The organism is Pandoraea sp. PE-S2R-1, assembly GCF_002179865.1.
GTDB lineage: Bacteria > Pseudomonadota > Gammaproteobacteria > Burkholderiales > Burkholderiaceae > Pandoraea.
This window is the reverse complement of the sequence record NZ_NGUR01000007.1, coordinates 466373-485036: the sequence shown is the minus strand read 5'-3', so window position 1 is coordinate 485036 and position 18664 is coordinate 466373. Positions and strand designations below refer to the sequence as shown.

13 protein-coding genes are annotated in these 18664 nt (G+C 62.8%); 8 read left to right on the top strand and 5 right to left on the bottom strand.

From position 1 onward, the window contains the following. Positions 1-41: 41 nt before the first annotated feature. The gene (locus CDV44_RS04840; RefSeq protein WP_170935851.1) at positions 42-1628 is read right to left on the bottom strand and encodes an EAL domain-containing protein; all 1587 of its coding nucleotides are present in this window, start codon (positions 1626-1628) and stop codon (positions 42-44) included. 215 nt (positions 1629-1843) lie between these two features. On the opposite strand from CDV44_RS04840, the gene CDV44_RS04835 reads away from it, so the two are divergent. After that, positions 1844-2398: a hypothetical protein gene (locus tag CDV44_RS04835; protein ID WP_087686902.1), complete on the top strand. Its 555-nt coding sequence runs from the start codon at positions 1844-1846 to the stop codon at positions 2396-2398. On the opposite strand, the gene CDV44_RS04830 is transcribed toward CDV44_RS04835, so the two are convergent. After that, positions 2326-3258, bottom strand: coding sequence for a LysR family transcriptional regulator (locus CDV44_RS04830; protein ID WP_087686901.1), 933 nt, complete (start codon positions 3256-3258; stop codon positions 2326-2328). The two genes, CDV44_RS04835 and CDV44_RS04830, sit on opposite strands and share 73 nt — an antisense overlap. Positions 3259-3493: 235 nt before the next feature. On the opposite strand from CDV44_RS04830, the gene CDV44_RS04825 reads away from it, so the two are divergent. Beyond that, positions 3494-4990: an acetyl-CoA hydrolase/transferase family protein gene (locus CDV44_RS04825; protein WP_087686900.1), complete on the top strand. Its 1497-nt coding sequence runs from the start codon at positions 3494-3496 to the stop codon at positions 4988-4990. A gap of 253 nt (positions 4991-5243) precedes the next feature. Here CDV44_RS04825 and CDV44_RS04820 read toward each other — a convergent pair whose 3' ends face one another. Continuing rightward, entirely contained in the window at positions 5244-6839 is a 1596-nt protein-coding gene (locus CDV44_RS04820) for a methyl-accepting chemotaxis protein (RefSeq protein ID WP_087686899.1), read from the bottom strand. A gap of 249 nt (positions 6840-7088) precedes the next feature. Between CDV44_RS04820 and CDV44_RS28705 the strand changes: the two genes are divergently transcribed. Then, positions 7089-7409, top strand: a complete 321-nt coding sequence (locus tag CDV44_RS28705) for a hypothetical protein (RefSeq protein ID WP_371328725.1) — start codon at positions 7089-7091, stop codon at positions 7407-7409. A 194-nt stretch (positions 7410-7603) separates the two neighbouring features. On the opposite strand, the gene CDV44_RS04810 is transcribed toward CDV44_RS28705, so the two are convergent. Beyond that, on the bottom strand, positions 7604-9484 hold the full coding sequence (locus tag CDV44_RS04810; protein WP_087686898.1) for a methyl-accepting chemotaxis protein: 1881 nt from the start codon (positions 9482-9484) through the stop codon (positions 7604-7606). 386 nt (positions 9485-9870) lie between these two features. On the opposite strand from CDV44_RS04810, the gene CDV44_RS04805 reads away from it, so the two are divergent. Beyond that, on the top strand, positions 9871-10683 hold the full coding sequence (locus CDV44_RS04805; protein ID WP_087686897.1) for a hypothetical protein: 813 nt from the start codon (positions 9871-9873) through the stop codon (positions 10681-10683). 138 nt (positions 10684-10821) lie between these two features. Then, a complete protein-coding gene (locus CDV44_RS04800) occupies positions 10822-11154 on the top strand; it encodes a hypothetical protein (protein WP_140413455.1) in 333 nt (110 codons plus the stop codon). 83 nt (positions 11155-11237) lie between these two features. On the opposite strand, the gene CDV44_RS04795 is transcribed toward CDV44_RS04800, so the two are convergent. Then, on the bottom strand, positions 11238-16298 hold the full coding sequence (locus CDV44_RS04795) for an IPT/TIG domain-containing protein (protein WP_170935850.1): 5061 nt from the start codon (positions 16296-16298) through the stop codon (positions 11238-11240). Between the two features lie 716 nt (positions 16299-17014). Between CDV44_RS04795 and CDV44_RS04790 the strand changes: the two genes are divergently transcribed. From CDV44_RS04790 to CDV44_RS04780, 3 genes are read left to right on the top strand one after another with little or no spacing between them, the layout of a single operon-like run. Beyond that, positions 17015-17566: a phage tail protein gene (locus CDV44_RS04790; protein ID WP_087686894.1), complete on the top strand. Its 552-nt coding sequence runs from the start codon at positions 17015-17017 to the stop codon at positions 17564-17566. A 9-nt stretch (positions 17567-17575) separates the two neighbouring features. Then, positions 17576-18112 carry a phage tail protein gene (locus tag CDV44_RS04785; protein WP_087686893.1) on the top strand — a complete coding sequence of 179 codons (537 nt, stop codon included), beginning with the start codon at positions 17576-17578 and terminating at the stop codon, positions 18110-18112. 12 nt (positions 18113-18124) lie between these two features. Further along, positions 18125-18646 carry a phage tail protein gene (locus CDV44_RS04780; RefSeq protein WP_087686892.1) on the top strand — a complete coding sequence of 174 codons (522 nt, stop codon included), beginning with the start codon at positions 18125-18127 and terminating at the stop codon, positions 18644-18646. Positions 18647-18664 lie beyond the last annotated feature (18 nt).

Below are 18664 nucleotides of genomic sequence, written 5' to 3'. Positions count from 1 at the left end.
AACACACGCACGAAAAACCCAATCCCGGCGCTCAGCAAGATTTAAGCGACCGTCTCCGCATCGTCTGCCATCGCTTTCATAAGGGCTTCCGGCGACGGCAATTCATCGTCCGGAACGGCTTTGCCGAAAAGCCACCCCTGCCCCACTGCCTCGGGACAATGCGCGAGCATATAAACGGCCTGAGCGCGCGTTTCCACGCCCTCGACGATCACGCCCACTTTCAACAGCGCCGCCATCTTGCAGATCTGATCGACAATCGCGCTGCCCACCGTATCGGCGCCAATCGCCTGCGTGAACATGCGGTCAATCTTCAGGGCATCGACATGGAGCGTCGACAGGTAAGCCAAATTCGAAAAGCCGGTGCCGAAGTCGTCAATATGAATTTGATAACCGTCGGCACGCAACCGATCCAACGCATCTCCCAGACGTTTCATGCTATCGGTGGAACGCTCCGTTATTTCGAGTGCAATTTGTGTCCGTGGCACGCGTAATGACGCCGCAATGTGATTCAGGAACGCGTGAAACGTCGTGTCCACGACATCTTCGGCGGCGAGATTAATGCTGATGTGAAATTCGGAATCGGCCAACGCGCGCCCGTGCATGTCGATGAGCGCACGCCGCGCGACTTGCCGCGTCACCAGTCCGATGACACCACGCCGCTCGGCAATCGGGATGAACATCTCAGGAGAGATCGGTTTGCCCGCGCTATCGTTCAGGCGAGCCAGCGCCTCCACGCCGATCATCTTGCGATCGCGCAGGCGAACCAGCGGCTGATACACCACCGTGATGCCCCCGGTCTCGGCGGCGTGTTGCGTCGCCCAGTCCACCGACATGCGGTAGCGTTTGCGCGATCGCCACGACAGACCCACTGCGCCGCCCAGCGCCGCGCCGATGCCGAACGCCATCGCCAGACCGATCGGGTTATGCAGAATGCTCGATGACGTGTAAACCGCCGACGCGCAGACATCCACCGCGTTCGAACACGTCGCGTAATGACGCACTGGGCCGATTTCGAACCACCGCGATGTCACACCGAGTTCGACCTGACGTTGATCGTCGAACAGACCGGCACGCCAGAACTGAAACCGCTTGTCGTAAGTGGAGGCAATCGATGCAAACCCACGATCGGGGGTGCCGAGTCGCGGCGGCAGCACCGGAGAGCTGAACACCACGATGTCGCCCCAACCGACCGCATCGACCTGAACGCCGGGCGTGATGACGCCGGTGATGGTGTGCCAGAGCTTCACGCCGTTAAGTGTTTCGTGGTCGGGGGGTGGCAGCGTGGGGTTCGTAGCGAGACGGCCGACCATGGCCGTACAAAGCAGCTTCGCGTCGTGGACTCGCCCGATATCGTGAAAATACGGGCTGCGCATCGCCACGCGGCGCAGGCCGAGGATATCCTCGTCGGTACAGGGAACGTCGGTGTTCTGAGGGGCTTGAAACAGTGCGTTGCGGCGCGAGATCGAAGCGTCGTTCATGTAGCCCATGATGTCGCGCACGAACAAACGCAGGCGAAAATCGTCGACGCGCGTCTGAACCACTTGTGCGGCCACCAGCATGACGATCACACCTGCGATGGCACCGATGAGGACGGGGAGCCAACGGGTCAGCCTTCGAAGAGTGCGCATGGCAGTGGGAGTCCCCATAGGGCCCCGGATCCCGACGGGGCATGGTCGAAGTGTAGCCTACCTGTTCCACCGCAAGTTGCCGGCGCTCAAATACATCGGATTGCCACATGACTTGAGGGCGGGAGGGCGAAAAAATGGATAGGACGGGGTAGGACGAAATGGGGTCGTCACTCGTGTAACGTGGGTTTCTGCTCAACAGCGTCCCCCACCTCGCGATGACACTCAAATTTCGCAACCCGGCAAGCGGGGATGTCGTCGAGATCACCTATTTGTCATGCGTGGCGGCGTTCTTCCTCGGACCGCTTTACCTGTTGGCGCATGGTTTTGGCTGGCACGCACTGATCTGGGTCGTGCTTGCGCTGGGCCCGGCGTTCGTCTGGGATGAGTCGGCACTGGTGGTCTCGCTGCCGCTCACGTGCCTGCTCTACTCACTGCTGATTCATCCCATGCTGGTGAATCAATTGCGTGTGAGGGGCTGGTTGCCGACGCGTGCGGATGCCGTCACAAGCCCAAGCCACCGTGGCTATGGCGACTACGCCGACGGTGGCAAATCGAGCAGCACGGGCCGCTCGCTCAATGGGATCGTGCTGGCGCCCACGCGGGTGATTGCCGCGGCGCCCGCCATCAGCCCTGCGGCCGGTTCGCCCGGTGCGCGTGCTGCCAACGAGATAACCAACGAAGCAAAGCCCGCTGGCGATCAGGCCCCCAGTGACGCGATGCCGCCGATCTCGCCGTCCGGCAAGCCCGATGGCGACATCGCAATAAAGTGACCGAGCGCCGCCGAGCCATGCGCGGCGCGAAACGCGAGGCTGATCGGCGCACGCGGCACCTCGCCCATCGCAGCATCAATGGGCCAAAAACCCATGCCGGGCGTACGAATCTGACTTACTGACGCGGGCACCAGCGACACCCCGAAGCCCGCCGCGACCATCGGCACGATCGACGTAATCTGTGGTGCCTCCTGCCCCAATTTCGGCCGGAACCCGGCCGCCTCGCACGCCGCAATCGTACGGTCATACAGCGCAGGGCTGATCTCACGCGGCAGCAGGATGAACTCGTCCTGCGCCAGCGCCGCAAGCGGCACGCGCTCACGTGCGCACATCGGATGCCCCAGCGGCAGCACCAGCACCATCGCCTCATCCACCACCGGCACGGTCACGATACCCGGCGGCGCGTCGACCGGCGTGCGTACAAACGCCGCGTCCACCTCCTCGTTCACCAATGCCGCCAGCAGACTCGCCGTATTGCTTTGCTGCGGATGCAATTGCACGTCCGGATAGCGCGCCCGGAAATCACGAATCCATGCCGGAATGGTCGGTTCGAAGTACGTCGCGCCCGCAAAGCCGATACGGATATGGCCCGCATCGCCACGCGATATCTGCTGCATCTGCCGCTTCACCCGCTCGACGCGCTCGAGAATATGCCGCGCCTCCGGCAAAAATGCCTCCCCCAGCTCCGTCAACACCACATCGCGCGGCAGCCGGACGAATAGCGGCCCGCCCAACTCCTCTTCCAGTTGCCGGATCTGAAGACTGAGCGGCGGCTGCTGAATGCCCACGCGCGCCGCAGCGCGGGTGAAATGCCGCTCTTCGGCGACCGCAATGAAATATTGCAAATGCCGCAATTCCATACCCACTCCCGCGTCAGCCCAGCCCCATAAGGGCGAACCGAATCAATACATAAAAAGTATTCAAACAACGCTTTCAATATATTGGAAATGTAGCCGATGGGTCAATACACTTCGAGTCAAGCGTGACAGGTGTACCCACCGCCGTTGCGTCAAAGCGATCGATCGGCCGAGTTCAGCCTCAAGCGGCGGAATGCGGACCGGATGATCGGATAAGAAAGAGACGAGGAGCCTCAAGATGTATGAAGACCGCATCCGCCTGGCGTCGCTACGCGACCGGGTGATGAGCGCCGACGATGCTGCCCGGCTGGTCGGTGACGGCATGGTGGTCGGCATGAGCGGGTTCACCCGCGCCGGCGACGCCAAGGACATGCCCATTGCGCTCGCCAAGCGTGCCAAAGCCCACCCGATGAAGCTCACGCTCATCACCGGTGCGTCGCTCGGCCACGATTCCGACAAGACCCTGACCGAAGCCGGCGTGCTGGCCAAGCGCCTGCCGTTTCAAGTCGACACCACGCTGCGCAGCGCGATCAATCGCGGCGAAGTCATGTTTGTCGACCAGCATCTGTCCGAAACCGTCGAATTCCTGCGTACCGGTCAATTCGGCAAGCTCGACGTGGCCGTGATCGAAGCCGTGGCCATCACCGAAGACGGCAGCCTCGTGCCCAGTTCGTCGGTCGGCAACTCGGCGAGCTTTGCCATCCTCGCCGACAAGGTCATCGTGGAGATCAATCTCGCGCAGCCGCTCGCGTTCGAGGGCATGCACGATATCTGGATCCCCGGACAGCGCCCGCATCGCTCGCCGCTGCCGATCGTCGACGTGCGCGATCGTGTCGGCACGGCCGCCGTGAAGATCGCCCCGGAGAAGATCGCCGCCATCGTCATTACCGACACCCCGGACAGCGCCTCCAATGCCCTGCCCGCCGATGCCGAGACGCAGCGCATTGCCGGTCATCTCATCGAATTCTTCCAGCACGAAGTCTCGCGCGGGCGGCTGCCCCGCACGCTGCCCGCGCTGCAATCGGGTATCGGCACCATTGCCAACGCCGTGCTCACGGGCTTCATCGATTCGCCGTTCGAGCAGTTGACGATGTACTCGGAAGTGCTGCAAGACTCGACCTTCGAATTGATGGACGCGGGCAAGATGGACTTCGCCTCCGGGTCTTCGATCACTGTCTCGCAGGCCGTGCAGGATCGCGTATTCGGCAATCTCGAACGCTATCGCGACAAGCTCGTGCTGCGCCCGCAGGAAGTGAGCAACCATCCGGAAGTCATTCGCCGATTGGGGCTGATTGCGCTCAATACCGCGCTCGAAGCCGATATCTACGGCAACGTGAACTCCACCCACGTGGGCGGCACGCACATGATGAACGGTATCGGGGGGTCGGGAGACTTTGCGCGCAACGCCCGCATGGCCATCTTCGCCACCAAGTCGGTCGCGAAGGACGGCAAGATTTCCAGCATCGTGCCGATGGTGCCGCACGTCGACCATAACGAGCACGACGTCGACATCATCGTGACGGAGCAAGGGCTCGCCGATCTGCGCACGCTCGCACCGCGCGAGCGCGTCAATCTGGTGATCGACCGCTGCGCCCATCCGTCGTATCGCGACGTACTGCGCGACTACTACCGCGACGCCCAGCGTTACGGTGGCCACACGCCGCATGCGCTGGAACGCGCCTTCGAGATGCACATCAACCTGCGCGATCGCGGGTCGATGCTCGCAGGCAAGTAAGCGCCGCCGATCACACGCACGCAAGACAATCGACAAGGCAACGACCGCCACGCCGGGGGGCAGGCGGCCAGTTGCCGGTGACGGCCGCATGAGCCTCGTGCCGGCCGAGCGAGATACGCCCGCGCCAATGTCGCGGCAGAAAGAACATGGGACGCATGCGGTCCCGTGGGCCGGACGCTGGTGAGAGCGTTCTGGCATTCGCGGTTCGCCGGCTGACGTCGGCGAGCCGCTTTTTATTGGCCGGTTGAAAACGTCAGGCGGACAAGCGATGCGGCGCGTTGGACTGATTGGCCGCGCCATCGAGCTTGAAGATCGACACCAGCTCGCGCAAGCCGCTCGACTGGGCAGCCATCGACTGTGCCGCCGCCGAGGCTTCTTCCACCAGCGCCGCGTTCTGCTGCGTAACCGTATCCATCTGCATCACCGCCTGATTGACCTGCTCGATGCCGGTGCGCTGCTCCGTCGACGCCGCCGCAATTTCCGCCATCAGATCGGTCACACGCTTCACCGCCTGCACCACTTCGTCCATCGTCGTGCCGGCTTCCGAAACGAGCTTTGCGCCCTCGTTCACCTGACGGGTCGACGCGTCGATCAACTCCTTGATCTCCTTGGCGGCATTAGCGCTGCGCTGGGCCAGCGTGCGCACTTCGCCCGCCACCACGGCAAAGCCACGGCCTTGCTCACCGGCGCGCGCCGCTTCCACGGCGGCGTTCAAGGCGAGGATGTTGGTCTGGAAGGCGATACCTTCGATCACGCTGGTGATGTCGCCCACGCGCGATGACCCTTCGGAAATCTCGCGCATCCGCTCGACCACCTGACGCACGACGTCACCACCGCGCAGCGCAATCTGCGACGCATTCGAAGCCAGAACATTGCCTTGCTCGGCGTTGTCGGCGTTTTGCTTGACCGTCGTCGTGAGCTCTTCCATGCTGGCCGCCGTCTCTTCAAGCGATGCGGCCTGCTGCTCCGTGCGCGACGACAAGTCGGTATTGCCCGCCGCGATCTGTGCCGAGCCGGTCGCAATGCTCTCGCTGGTGTTGCGCACCTGCCCGACCACCTGCGCCAGCTTGCCGTTCATGTCGCGCAACGAGCCAAGCAACATCGCAAGTTCGTCCTGCCCATGCACGTCGATGCGCGAGCTAAGGTCGCCCCGCGCCACCGTCTGGGCAATATCGACGCAGCGGCCGATTGGCACCGTGATCGAACGGGTAATGACCAGCGCGATAACGATGTTCACCCCGAGCGCCAGCACGATCAGCACGATGGTCGCGATAAACGCCGCGTGATAGTCGGCTGCTGCGGCATCCCCCGCCGCCACCGAGCCCGCGCGATTGACCGCCACGTGTTCAGCGAGCTTCTGGCTGAGTACGGCGAAAGACTGCACCGCGTCGGTCATGGCGAGCGTGCGCGCCTGCCCCTGCGCGGCCTCGTCGCCCTTGGCCAGTTCGGCGACGCGATTATCGATGGCGAGATAGTTGGACCACGCCTCGCGCACGGCCTCGTAGGCACGGCGGTCCTCGTCGGAGGCCACCAGAGTGCCGTAAGCCGAAATTGTCTTGTTGACCAACTCGATGGCCGCTACGCGCTTGTTCGTCTCGTCGATCCGGCTCTGCTCCACTGTGGTCAACAGTGCGGCGAGCGTGGCACGCCGTGCCGCGTTGGCGCCGACCTGCACTGTGCCGAGCGTCTGCACGCTGGGCAGCCAGTTGTCGGCGAGATCGCGTGTGCCGCCGTAAATGCGGGATGCCTGATACACGGCCATACCGCCAACGATGCACAGCAGCACCAGCGTGATGGCGAACCCGATGGTCAGGCGCGTGCCGATTTTGAGACTACCCAAGAACTTCATGCCAACTCCAGAATGCGATAAAACACGAACAATCGCATGGCATAACGGAAGTCCATTCAATAATCTTGAGTCAATAATCCCTCGATTCCCACGGAATGACTTTCACAATATTTCCGGAAATTAAAAACGGCGCGATTGATGCGCCGTTTCGTTTTCCGGTTTTGCATGACAAACCATCATCAGCAAAATCCAAATAATGGTATCCGCTTAAATATACGATTTCGTCTATTAACAGGAATTCGGAATGAGATGCAATTACAAGCTGGCACCATCGACCGGCGTGGGGTGCACGGTATCGAGATCGATGCCGTCGATGCAGCGTACGTTGACTGCCGCCATCTTCGTGCCGTCGGGCATCTCGCCGAAGGCAAACGCCTCGACGCCGCACTTCTGGCAGAACTGATGGTGAATCAGATGTTTATTGAAGAGATATTCGCGATTCGAATCCACACCGGACGTCTGCGTGAATTCACCGCGCGGTGCAAATGCGAGAATCAATCCACGTTTTTTGCAAATCGAACAATTGCACGCAATTGTTTTGGACAAATCAATATTTACGGAAAATCGTAATTCACCGCAATGACAGCCGCCTTCGTATTGCTGAGTCGTCATGATGTGTCTCCTGAATGAAGATGAGATACCCGCCAGACAGCGTCCTATTCTGCGACAAAATCTGGCGGGCGGGCAGCGCGATGACGAATGGCGGTAGATCACCGCCGGTTCGTTGGCTGCCGGCTCAGGAGACGTAGGGAAGTGGCTTCGGCTTAGGCCGCGAGTGCCGGTTCGTCGCGATGCGAACCCGACCCGGTGCGCGTGTGCATGACCGTCACGCCGTGACGGCTATGCTCGCGCAATTGGAACAGCGCAACCGTATCGGCGAGATTGCGAGCCTGCTCGCTCAACATGGCCGATGCGGCGGCGGATTCCTCCACCAGCGCAGCATTTTGCTGCGTCGATTGATCCATTTCCGCCACGCTGCGATCGATCTGGCTGATGCCCGTGCTCTGCTCGGTCATCGCGCTGTGGATTTCCACGATCAGGCGGCGTACGCGCCCAATGCCATCGACGATCTCGCCCATGGTATTGCCCGCCGCCTGCACACGCTGCGTGCCGCTCTTGACGTTCTGCACCGAGGCTTCGATGAGCGTCTTGATCTCTTGCGCAGCCGCTGCGCTGCGCTGTGCCAGCGTGCGCACTTCGCCTGCCACCACGGCAAAACCACGGCCTTGCTCGCCAGCGCGCGCCGCTTCCACGGCAGCGTTCAACGCGAGAATGTTCGTCTGGAACGCGATGCCGTCGATCACGCTGATGATCTCGGTGATGCGCTCCGACGACTGCGCAATCTCGCTCATCGTCGTCACAGCCCCGGTGACGACGTCTCCGCCGCGCGCAGCGGCTTCGCTGGCATCGTTTGCCAGACGCGTGGCGTGTTCGGCGGCTTCGGCGGTCTGCTTCACGCTGGCCGTCAACTCGGTCAGGGCCGCCGACGTTTCCTGCAAGGTGCCGGCCGAGGCTTCGGTGCGTTGCGACAGATCGCGGTTGCCCATTTCGATTTCGCTCGTCGCCGACGTCATGCCGTGCACGCCGGAGCGCACGTCGATCATCACCGTGCTGATCTTGTCGACAAACGCGTTGAACGATCGCGAGATATGCGCCACTTCGTCATTGCCGACGACATCGAGGCGGCGCGTCAGATCGCCGCCGCCCGAGCCGATGGTATCCATCGCGTCACGCACTTGCGACAGGCGCTTGAACGCCTGCGACGTGAAGAAGCTCGCGATACCGATGGCGCACAGCGTGAGCACGATCAACGTGATGATGGTCGCGCTAAGCACTTGCGACAGACCGGCAGTCGCTTCGGCCTTGTCGAGGGCGACCACGAACAGCCAGTCGGTACCCGGCACCGGCTGCACCTTGAGCAGCTTGGCGTCGCCGCCCAACTGCACTTCCATCGGGTCTTTGGCGCGCTCAAGGTTGGCGAGCGCGTCGGGCGTGAGGGCTTGCGCGAGATCGCTCGACTGCTTGAGCATCAGCTTTTCGTCGGGGTGCGCGATCACGAGACCGTCGCGCGAGACCACGAAGGCCAGGCTCGACGGCGTGGGATGCACGGCCTTGACGACTTCCTGCACAGCATCGAGCGGCACGGCACCGCTCACGGCACCGAGCGTCTGGCCGTCGCGCAGAATCGGCGCGGCGAACGACACGTAGAGCTTGCCCGAGGCGATGTCGGCGTACGGCTTGACGACGGTCAGCTTGCCTGCCGCGGTGGCGCCCTTGTACCAGGGGCGTGCGGTCGGATCGTAGTCGGGCGGCGTGGGGCCGCTCGAGAAGTACGACTTGTCGCTCCAGCCGATGCTGGAGATCGGGAAGCCGTTGGTCGCGCCAAGCAGCTTGGTGAGCGCAACGCCCTGCTCGCCCTTCTCGACGGCAGCCGCCGTGCCGACCACCGACTGGCCCTTGGCGGCCGCCCAGCGCTCGACGGCGAGGGTGTTGCCGCGCGCCACGGCGTCGAGCGTGTTGGAAATGGTCGACATCATGCTGGTGCGCACGATGAGGTAGGTAGTAATGCCGGAGAGAATCAGCGCACCGACGACGGTGGCACACGCGATCAGAATGATCCGTGTTCTAAGCGAAGATACTGTCATGCTGAATGGACTGGCAGGCCTGCGGCTAGGAGTTCAAAGACCAGAACCGGCGCCCCAGGCCACCGGTTCCACTAGGTGGGAGGTTCCACCTCATGACTTACGGCCAGACCCGGCGAAACTTTAGGTGTTAACCCGAAATCACCTCAAAAAGGGAAACCCGTTTCACGATAATCTCGCACGAAGGTGCAACCGCATCCGGCCGCGACGTTACGGATAGCGAAACATCAGGCATGCCAAGCGGGCCGCTCCCGGCGGGGCCAGTTGCGTGTCCCTGTCAGTGCTGACAGGATGACAGCGCCCGTCATCGTGACGATGATGGTGCGCAGGTATCATCGTGCGCGCGCTCGCGGCGCCATAACGTCAAAACACCACGCTTCTCGAAAATAATGAAAACGCAAACGTACGTGGAAGGGGGACGGTGGGTCACCGACCATATCGGTCCGATCAACGCCGTCATGACAATTTCCACCGCCATCCTGATCCCGGTGCTCGACTTCGTCCGGCCGTTCTTTCCCTACATCAATTACGTGGCAGGGTTCGCGGTGCTGGTGTTTGCCGTGCTGCTTGCCACGCGCCTGATCGGCGGACAAAAACGCATGCATGGCAGTCTTGTCGTCTGCGCCGGGCTGTGCGCGGGCGCGTTCAGTTTCGGCGCGATCGCGAGCAGCCGGCACGCCGAGCAAGGCGGGCTGGGTGCCGCCAATGTTCAGTGGGTCGCCAATGTGCAAAAGCTGCTGCTCGATATCAAGAACGGCAAGAGCGACGACCCGCGCGTCGAACTCAACAACATCGGCATGAAGTGGGACCCCTACGAGTTCGCCAAGGCGAGCCGGATGGGTGACCTGCGCGCGATCGAGCTGTTTCTGCGCGGCGGCATGGGCGTCACGATGCCCGGGACCGGCATGGACGTGAGCCTGCCCTATCTCGTCGTGAAAGACGACTACCCGAACGCGGTAGAACAACTGACGCTCTTCAAGAAATACGGGGTCAATCTGAGCGACCCGAGTCTGGTGTCGCGCAGCCACCCGGGCGCACCGGACACGCCGCCGAATCTTTACGCCGTCGCCAAGGATGCGAAGAACGAGAAGGTCGCCGGCGCATTGATTTCGCTGGGCGTGGCCACCGACAGCTATCCCGGCTGGCACGCCGGTGCCGAAGAACGGCGCAAGCGCGGCGGCGTACCGGCGGCATGGCTGTAAAAGCCCATCGGGCCGGGGCGCACGCGGGGTGAACGCGATCTGAACGAGGTGCCGGGGAGGTCCCAGCGAGCCCCTCACGGGCGGTGCTATGCTGGCGAAGCTTCCCTTCGCACAACACATCGTTCATCGGGGGTACTCATGACTGAGAATGACGTACTGGCCATGGAGCAGCGGGCCGCCGAACTCGTTCACGCGCAGGTGTTGGGAATGCTGCTCGCCCATATGAATCATCTCGACGGACGGCCGGATGCTTCGTTCGACGTCATCAAGCGCGCGATGATCGGTGAGATTGCCAGACAAGTCGCGGCGCAAGTCGGTGCCGCAGCCTGTCAGGCAGAGACCCGCCTGCTGTTCAACGCGGCCGTCATGCGCGCTGCCGATAGCGTGTTCGACGTCGCCGACGTGCACAACGCCGCATTCTTCCGCCGATTGCAACAGCGCAAGGTCGCCGAAGAGCCTGCGTTGGACTAAACGAAAAAAGGCCAGCCTCACGGGCTGGCCTTTCTCGTTCTACAGGTTTTACGGGCTTATCGATCAAGCCCCCCTCTCACCGCTCAGAACGGCGCGGTGAAGGTCAATCGCACACCCTGCTGCAAGCCGCCCATCCCCGTCGTCACGCTGTAATCCAGCCCGAAGACGAGCACGCCGGTGCGCAACTTCGAACCGAACCCGACCTGCACGCGATCGCTGCCATACGGGCTGCCCGGCACGAAGTACACCGGCCCGCTGCCTGCAATGTCGGCATAGGCCAGCCCGGCCATGCTTTGACCGTTGAAGTCGTGCTGCAACTCCACCCGGATATACGGCGAGAAGGTGCCAATTGGCGTGGCCTTGGCAAACCCGGCACGCACACCGAGCGTGCCCGACAAGGTGTTCACGTTCTGCTTGAAGTACGTGAGCGCATTTAGCCCAGCGCCGGTTTCGCTGTATTGATCCAGCGTGGAGCGCGACGCCGTCAGACGGCCATACGGTGAGAACAGCCAGTCGTCGTTGCGGAACTCGTAACCCGCCGACAGCGAGCCGAAGAACTGCTGGCCGTTGCGCTTGCCGCTCGCGAAGTCGTTCGCGTCGATGACCCAGCGACGCGAGCTGAAGTTCAACGTCCCGAAGCCCGCCACCGCATCGACGAACAACGTCGGGATCGGACGGAAGCTCGCATACAGCGCGCCGCTGTAGCTATCGCCCGTGCTGCGCGTGCCCGAACTGCCGATATCGGTCGCGTCATGTCCGTAGCCGACGCCCGCCCCGAGCGATAACTGGTCGGACAACCGATAGTCGGCACCGAGCGTGACACCGCCCGTCGTGAACTTGAAGCCCGAGCGTTGTGCAGCGGAATTGGCGGCCATATTGGCGAAACCGAAGTCCACCGAACCAGCCGTCCAGTACGCGAAACGCTTGTCGTCGTTGGCACCCTCGCCCGGCAGATCGGGCACGCTGCTGTCACCCGTACCGACCCCGCTGGAACCCACGCTCTTGTCGCGCACGTCGAGGCTCTTAGCCTTGTTTAGTGCCAGCGGACTGACATCGCCCCGCAGACACGCGTCGCGCTCGGAGATACCCACGACATCCTGACAGCGCGACACATTGCGATCGCGATCCGGCGACGGCAGTACCACATTCAGCCCATTGCTCGACGGGGCGCGCCCCTTGCCGTGCAGCGCTTCGAGACGTTGGTTGAAGTTGCCGATCTGTGTCGTGGCGAAACGGCGTGCCGCCTCCACCTGCGCCCCGATAAGACCGGTCACGTCCGGGTCCGTCGACGGATCCTTACGCGGCGCAACAGTCACTTGCAACGTGCCCGGTGCCGACGTGGCGTTCTCGTTGGACAACGTGTACGTGATCACGGCCATGCCCGCGAAGGCAGCCGCGGGCACAAAGCGCACGCTGTACTGCGTGGGCGCGACCACAGCAGCGCGAAGCCGCTGAACGCCGCCTGCACTCGCCGGCGCCGCACCGGCAACCGCCACGATGGTGGCCGTGCCTGCATTCGCTGGCGAGACCGCAATGACGTTCGCCGCCGTGAACGGGCCGCCCGTCGCACCGGTCGTGATGTCGATATTGGTCGCCTCGTTAGCACTGACGCTCGCTTGCAGCCCCGGGGCCGTCACCGGCACCACCTGCACCGTCACCGTGACGGAAATCGGTGCCGAGGTACCCGCAGCGTTAGTGAGCGCGTAGGCGAACGTGACCACGCCATTCGTATTGGCCGCCGGGGTGTAGACGATGTCTTCACCGTTGACGACTGCCGTACCGCTGGCCGGCGGTGTGACGATGGCCACGCGGGTGAACGGGCCGCCTACGGCGTTCGCTGTCGCGTGAATCGTGATCGGGGCGTTGGACAGTGCCTTCACATCGATCGCCGGTGCCGATGCAGCCTGCGCCGTGATGTTGAAGGTAAAGCTCTGCGAGGCGGTCAGCGGCGTGCCCGGTCCGGTGCTGGCATCGGTGACCGAAATCGTGAACGTGCTGGTCCCCGTGGCGCTCGGCGTACCGGTGAGCGCCCCCGTCGTGGCATTCAGCGTCAAACCCACTGGCAAGGTGCCGTTCGTCACGGTAAATCGGTACGGCAAGGTGCCGCCCGACGCCGTCATCGTCTGGTTGTAGGCTTGCCCCGCCACCGGCGTCGGCAATGTCGTCGGCGCCAGGGTGACCGCAGCGGGCGACGTGTAGGTGAACTGATTGGCAGGGGTGGTACTGCTCGTGCCGTTCGGCGTCGTCACCGTGATGTTGGTCACGCCTGAGGTACCCGGCGGCGATACCGCGGTGATCTGCGTTGCGCTGACGACGGTGACAGAGGACCCGTTGACCGTACCGAACTTAAGCGCCGTGGCGCCGGTGAACCCCGTGCCAGTGATAGTCACGGGCGTGCCACCCGTCGTTGGGCCGGTATTGGGGGTGACGTTGGTCACCGCAGGCGCACCGAGATAAGTGAACTGATCCGCCGCCGTAACGGGGCTCGTCCCCCCAGCGGCGCTCACGCGCACGTCGACGACACCAGAGCCCGCCGGCGCCGTTGCCGTAATTTGTGTCGTGCCGTTGACCGTAATGTTCGAGCCGGACGTGCCGCCGAACGACACGCTCGTCACATTGTTGAAGCCCGTCCCCGTAATCGTGACGAGAGTCCCGCCGCTCGCCGGGCCGCTCGTCGGCGAAATCGACGTGACGGCAGGCGCCGCGTAGTAGGTATAGCCGCCGACCACCGTCTTGCTGCCCAACGGCGTCGTGACGAGGATGTTGGCAGCGCCTGCCGTGCCCGCCGGTACCGTGGCCGTCAGCGACGTCGAGCTGTTGACCGTCACGCTGTTCGACAATTGAGCACCAAACATCACGACCGTCACGCCGGAGATGAAATTCGTGCCGGTGATGGTCACGGTCGTGCCACCGGCCACTGGCCCGTAGGCCGGCACCGCCGATGACACCGTCGGCAAACCGGCGTAGGTGTAATTGTCCGCCGTCACGATGGCGCTCGTGCCCGCTGCGTTCGTCACGCGCACGTCCACGACCCCGGTACCCGCCGGTGCCGTCGCGCTGATTAGCGAATCGCTATTGACCGTGAAGGCTGCGGCCGTCGCCCCGAACTTCACCGCTGTCGCGCCCGTGAAACCGCTCCCCGAGATGGTGACGGGGGTGCTTCCACTCGTCGACCCATACGCCGGGGAAAGCGAAGTCACGACAGGCACCGCGACATAGGTGAAGGCACCACCTGTCGTGGAGGTTCCGCCGGGCGTATCGACCATGAGCGTTGCCGCACCTGGCGAGCCCGCCGGTGTCGTGATCGTGATCGTGGTCGAACTGATCGCGGTGATCGTTGCCGTGTTACCGCCGAGCTTGACTGTTGTGACCCCGTTGTAGAAATTCGAGCCCGTGATCGTGACCGAATCGCCACCCGCCGTTGAGCCGGTAGTGGGCCCCAAACTCAAAACCGTCGGTGGCGCCGCGTAGGTAAATTGGCTCGACGGACCGACGGCACTCGTGCCATTCGGCGTGGTCACCACGACATTGACAGTTCCCGCCGAGCCGGCAGGCGATGTCACCGTGATCTGCGTGTCGCTGTCGATATTGAAAGTCGTCGCCGGTGAGCCGTTGAACGTCACACTGGTCGTGCCGGTAAATCCGGTGCCCGTAATCTTGGTCTGCGTGCCGCCCGCCGGAGACCCCACGGTCACCGAGAGGCTGGAGATCACTGGCGCCGGCAGATACGTGAATTGGTCGTTCAGGCTGGTCGCGCTGGTGCCGCCGGTGGTCGAGACCCTCACGTCGACGGTGCCCGTGCCAGCAGGTGATCGAGCCGTTAGCTGGGTTGCGCTCACGAACTGGACATTCGTCGCCGCCGTGCCACCGAAACTCACCGTTGCCGCGGAGGTGAAGCCGCTGCCACTGATAGCCACGGTCGTACCCCCGGCGGCCGGGCCGGACGTCGGCGCGAGGCTCGTTACCGTGGGCAGGCCCATGTAGGTGAATTGATCAGCGGTACTGGTCGCGCTGGTGCCGGCGCTGTTGGTCACTTTGACGTCGACCGTGCCCGTCCCGGCGGGCACGTTCGTCACCGTGATCGTGGTGTCGCTCATGATGGTATAGGGCAGCGCAGCGTTCGTCCCGAAGGCCACCGACGTGGCATTGGTAAAGCCGGTTCCCGTGATCGTTGCCGACACACCGCCGCCGACGGGCCCCGACGTCGGTGACACCCCCGTCACCGTCGGCGTGTACGTGAACCTGTCGTTCGGCGCGTTGACCACGCTGGTGCCAGCGCTGGTGGTGACGGTGACATCGACTGGCGCCGTTCCGGCAGGGGATGTCGCGACGATCGTCGTATCGGTCAGCGCCACAACACTTGTCCCGGGGGTTGTACCGAAGTTGACCCCGGTGGCCCCGGTAAAACCGGTCCCGGTGATCGTCACGGCCGTACCGCCGCTGTTCGGCCCCCCGTTCGGGGCGAGCGAGGTGACCGTCGGCAGAGGCGGCTGGTTGTAGGTGTAGGCGTTCGTCAGCGTAGCCGACCCGCCCCCTCCGCCGCCAGTGCCCGTCGTGTCGACGACAACGTCGACAAGGCCCGCTGCGTGAACAGGCGTGGTCGCCGTAATCGACGACGTACTGTTCACGACAACGCCGGTCGCGGCCGTTCCGCCAAACTTAACGGTCGCGCCAGCCACAAAATTGGTACCGGAGAGCGTGACGGTCTGGTTGCCGGATGTTGGGCCGGAGGATGGCGTCACGCTGGTGAGCGACGGGGTGCCCGCGGCGATTTTGATGGCCACGGTCACCGGCGCATCGCTGAACCGGTACAACGTGAACGTCCACGAGGTCTGCGTCGTGTTGGGTTTCGGCGTGAAGACCAGGATGTCGTAAGGGAAGGTGCCAAGATCGACGGACAACGACGAGCCATCCGACGCAAGCGCAGTACCAACGATCTGCCCCGGCGACGTGTACAAACCTTCCCCCGTGGGATCGCATGCGTCATTCAGCGGCAACGTGTAGCGGTAGCTCCCGCCGGAGAGCTGCGCTGGCGTGGGCGTCCATGTGACGCATGCCTGCGACCAGGCCGACGACGACGCCGTGAACAACACCAGCAGCGTCAGCAGCGCACGCAGCCAGTGAAACCAAGCGACGTGCGCCACAGATGACCGACGGCGTACGGACTCGAGAGGAAATTGAAGACTAGGCAACATGGCGAACCGGGAGAGAAGCAAATGACTTGGCGGGGAGCCGACACGCGTGAGCGGCAGGGCACTGGCTTGTCACGCGCAGGCATGAAAAGCGGGCACGCACGCGAAGACCGCGAGTGCTGACTCGCGGCGTTCGCTGGCTCAGATCAATCGGGAAGGACTTGTCGCGTGGGTATTTGAGACAGGCCGGGCAACACACATGTATTGCGGCCGACCGATGGGCAGAACGCCCATCGTATGAATACCGACTCGCCCCGTTGGTATTGCGTTTTCATTTGACTTCCCCCGAAGTCCCCGCCCGTTATGCGGCAAAGACCCATTTGTAATTTTGCTTTCGTGCTCCGGAAATGCCCGAAACATCGTTTATTCGTGAATGCCCGGAATGAACTGACGGACACCTGACTAATTTCTGCGCAAGGGTAGGCACCATTGCCTTGCGCGTCAAGCACGATTCTCTGCAAACCTAACCTGCCTCAATGAGCCAAGGGTATTCACCAATACAACGATGTCTTTTTTATTAAAAATCAGGCATTTCCAAACAATCGTTTTACTCATCGAAATTTAATAAGGGAGCCGAAATATATTTGAAATGAAATATGTCGGTGGCAAAATGCGCGCCTATAAGAATTCGAAGATCGTGGCGTCGCCACTTAACCAGGAAGAAACGGATGGACTCATATCTCGGGGAAATACGTTTGTGTGCTTTTCCGGTCGTACCAAGGGGGTGGCTACCGTGCGACGGGCGCCTGCTCAACGTGAACATCAATCAGGTGCTGTTCTCGTTACTTGGCACGCAATACGGTGGCGACGGCCGAGTCACCTTCGGGCTGCCGGACCTGCGCGGGCGCGTCGCGATGCATCGGCTGCCAGGGACGTACAACCAAGGTGCGCCCGGGGGTACCGAAACGGTGGCGCTCAATGCTCAGCAGGTGCCCACGCATTCGCATGAGTTCCGTGCAGCGACCAACGATGCGACGCAACCGCTCGCCGGCACCGGCAAAGACCGTCTGCTCGCCAAGAGTGTGATCTCGCAGCCGGACACAGCGACGGTAGATGGCACCGCGCTTTATGGCCCGGTATCGGCGCAAACGCTCACAGCCGAGTCACCCGAAGCGAGTGGCGCGACGAGCGACGCCACCGGCCACAACAACATGCAATCCTCGCTGGTCCTGAACTACATCATTTGCGTTCAGGGCGGCCTCTACCCGCCACGCCCCTAGGAGCCGGACATGGAAGCCTACATTGGTGAAATTCGCATGTTCGCCGGCAACTACGCCCCGTTGGGGTGGAAGTTTTGCAACGGGGAACTCCTCAACATCGCTTCCGATTACGAGGTGCTGTTCTCGCTGATCGGTACGACGTACGGCGGCGACGGCAGAAGCAACTTCCGGCTGCCCGACCTGCGACTGCGGGTGCCCATCGGCGCGGGACAAGCGCCCGGAGCCACGCAGCGGCTCATCGGCCAACAGGTCGGCAGCGACACGGTCACGCTCCAGCCGTCGGACGTGCCGGGCCACTTGCATACGATCAACGCCTCGACGGCCGACGCCACGTCGCCCACGCCGGGCCCGGGTGTGACGCTGGCGAAAACCAGTGCGGTGTTTTATGACTCGGGGGTACGTTCCGCACCCACCAAGGCAGCACTGGCGGCGCCCGCCATTGCACCGGCCGGCAATGCTCAGCCCACTGCGCACCCCAACGTCATGCCCACGGCGTCGATGAACTACATCATCTGCGTCTCCGGCCTCTACCCATCGCAAGGCTGACCAGAGAGCTCCATGGACGATTACTACATTGGTGAAATTCGGCTCTACGCCTTCAACTATGCGCCGATCGACTGGGTTGTCTGCGACGGTACGATCCTTCAGATTCGCTTATTCCCTGAGCTCTATGCCGTGATTGGCACGACGTATGGCGGGGACGGCAGGACCACGTTCGCGGTGCCGGATCTGCGTGGATTGGTATCGCGGGGAACCACGGAGGCGGCCCAGATCGGCAAGGTGGAGGGGAGTCCGACGGTGACGCTCCAAGACCAGCACATGCCGCTGCACACGCATACGGCCTATGTGAACTCCACGCGTCCGGCAGGCGACTCGGCCAGCGACAAGTTGCCCGCCCGCTTTGTTGTTGGCGGCAACAATGCGTATCGCGAGAATACGTCGGATCTGTCGCTCGTAGCGCTCTCGCCGTTGACGGTCGGCCCCGCCTGCACAGGCGGTGCGCACAACAACATGCAACCGTATCTGCCGTTGAATTTCTGTATCGCGATTAAAAACGGCGAGTTCCCGCCGCGCCCTTAAAGCGCGCGTCGAAATCGT

What these genes read in the sequence shown, in the direction of transcription:
- CDV44_RS04820 (WP_087686899.1), bottom strand. Translation starts at nt 6,839, where the DNA reads ATGAAGTTCTTGGGTAGTCTCAAAATCGGCACGCGCCTGACCATCGGG.
- CDV44_RS04800 (WP_140413455.1), top strand. Translation starts at nt 10,822, where the DNA reads ATGACTGAGAATGACGTACTGGCCATGGAGCAGCGGGCCGCCGAACTC.
- CDV44_RS04825 (WP_087686900.1), top strand. Translation starts at nt 3,494, where the DNA reads ATGTATGAAGACCGCATCCGCCTGGCGTCGCTACGCGACCGGGTGATG.
- CDV44_RS04780 (WP_087686892.1), top strand. Translation starts at nt 18,125, where the DNA reads ATGGACGATTACTACATTGGTGAAATTCGGCTCTACGCCTTCAACTAT.
- CDV44_RS04790 (WP_087686894.1), top strand. Translation starts at nt 17,015, where the DNA reads ATGGACTCATATCTCGGGGAAATACGTTTGTGTGCTTTTCCGGTCGTA.
- CDV44_RS04810 (WP_087686898.1), bottom strand. Translation starts at nt 9,484, where the DNA reads ATGACAGTATCTTCGCTTAGAACACGGATCATTCTGATCGCGTGTGCC.
- CDV44_RS04835 (WP_087686902.1), top strand. Translation starts at nt 1,844, where the DNA reads ATGACACTCAAATTTCGCAACCCGGCAAGCGGGGATGTCGTCGAGATC.
- CDV44_RS28705 (WP_371328725.1), top strand. Translation starts at nt 7,089, where the DNA reads ATGCAATTACAAGCTGGCACCATCGACCGGCGTGGGGTGCACGGTATC.
- CDV44_RS04785 (WP_087686893.1), top strand. Translation starts at nt 17,576, where the DNA reads ATGGAAGCCTACATTGGTGAAATTCGCATGTTCGCCGGCAACTACGCC.
- CDV44_RS04830 (WP_087686901.1), bottom strand. Translation starts at nt 3,258, where the DNA reads ATGGAATTGCGGCATTTGCAATATTTCATTGCGGTCGCCGAAGAGCGG.
- CDV44_RS04840 (WP_170935851.1), bottom strand. Translation starts at nt 1,628, where the DNA reads ATGCGCACTCTTCGAAGGCTGACCCGTTGGCTCCCCGTCCTCATCGGT.
- CDV44_RS04805 (WP_087686897.1), top strand. Translation starts at nt 9,871, where the DNA reads ATGAAAACGCAAACGTACGTGGAAGGGGGACGGTGGGTCACCGACCAT.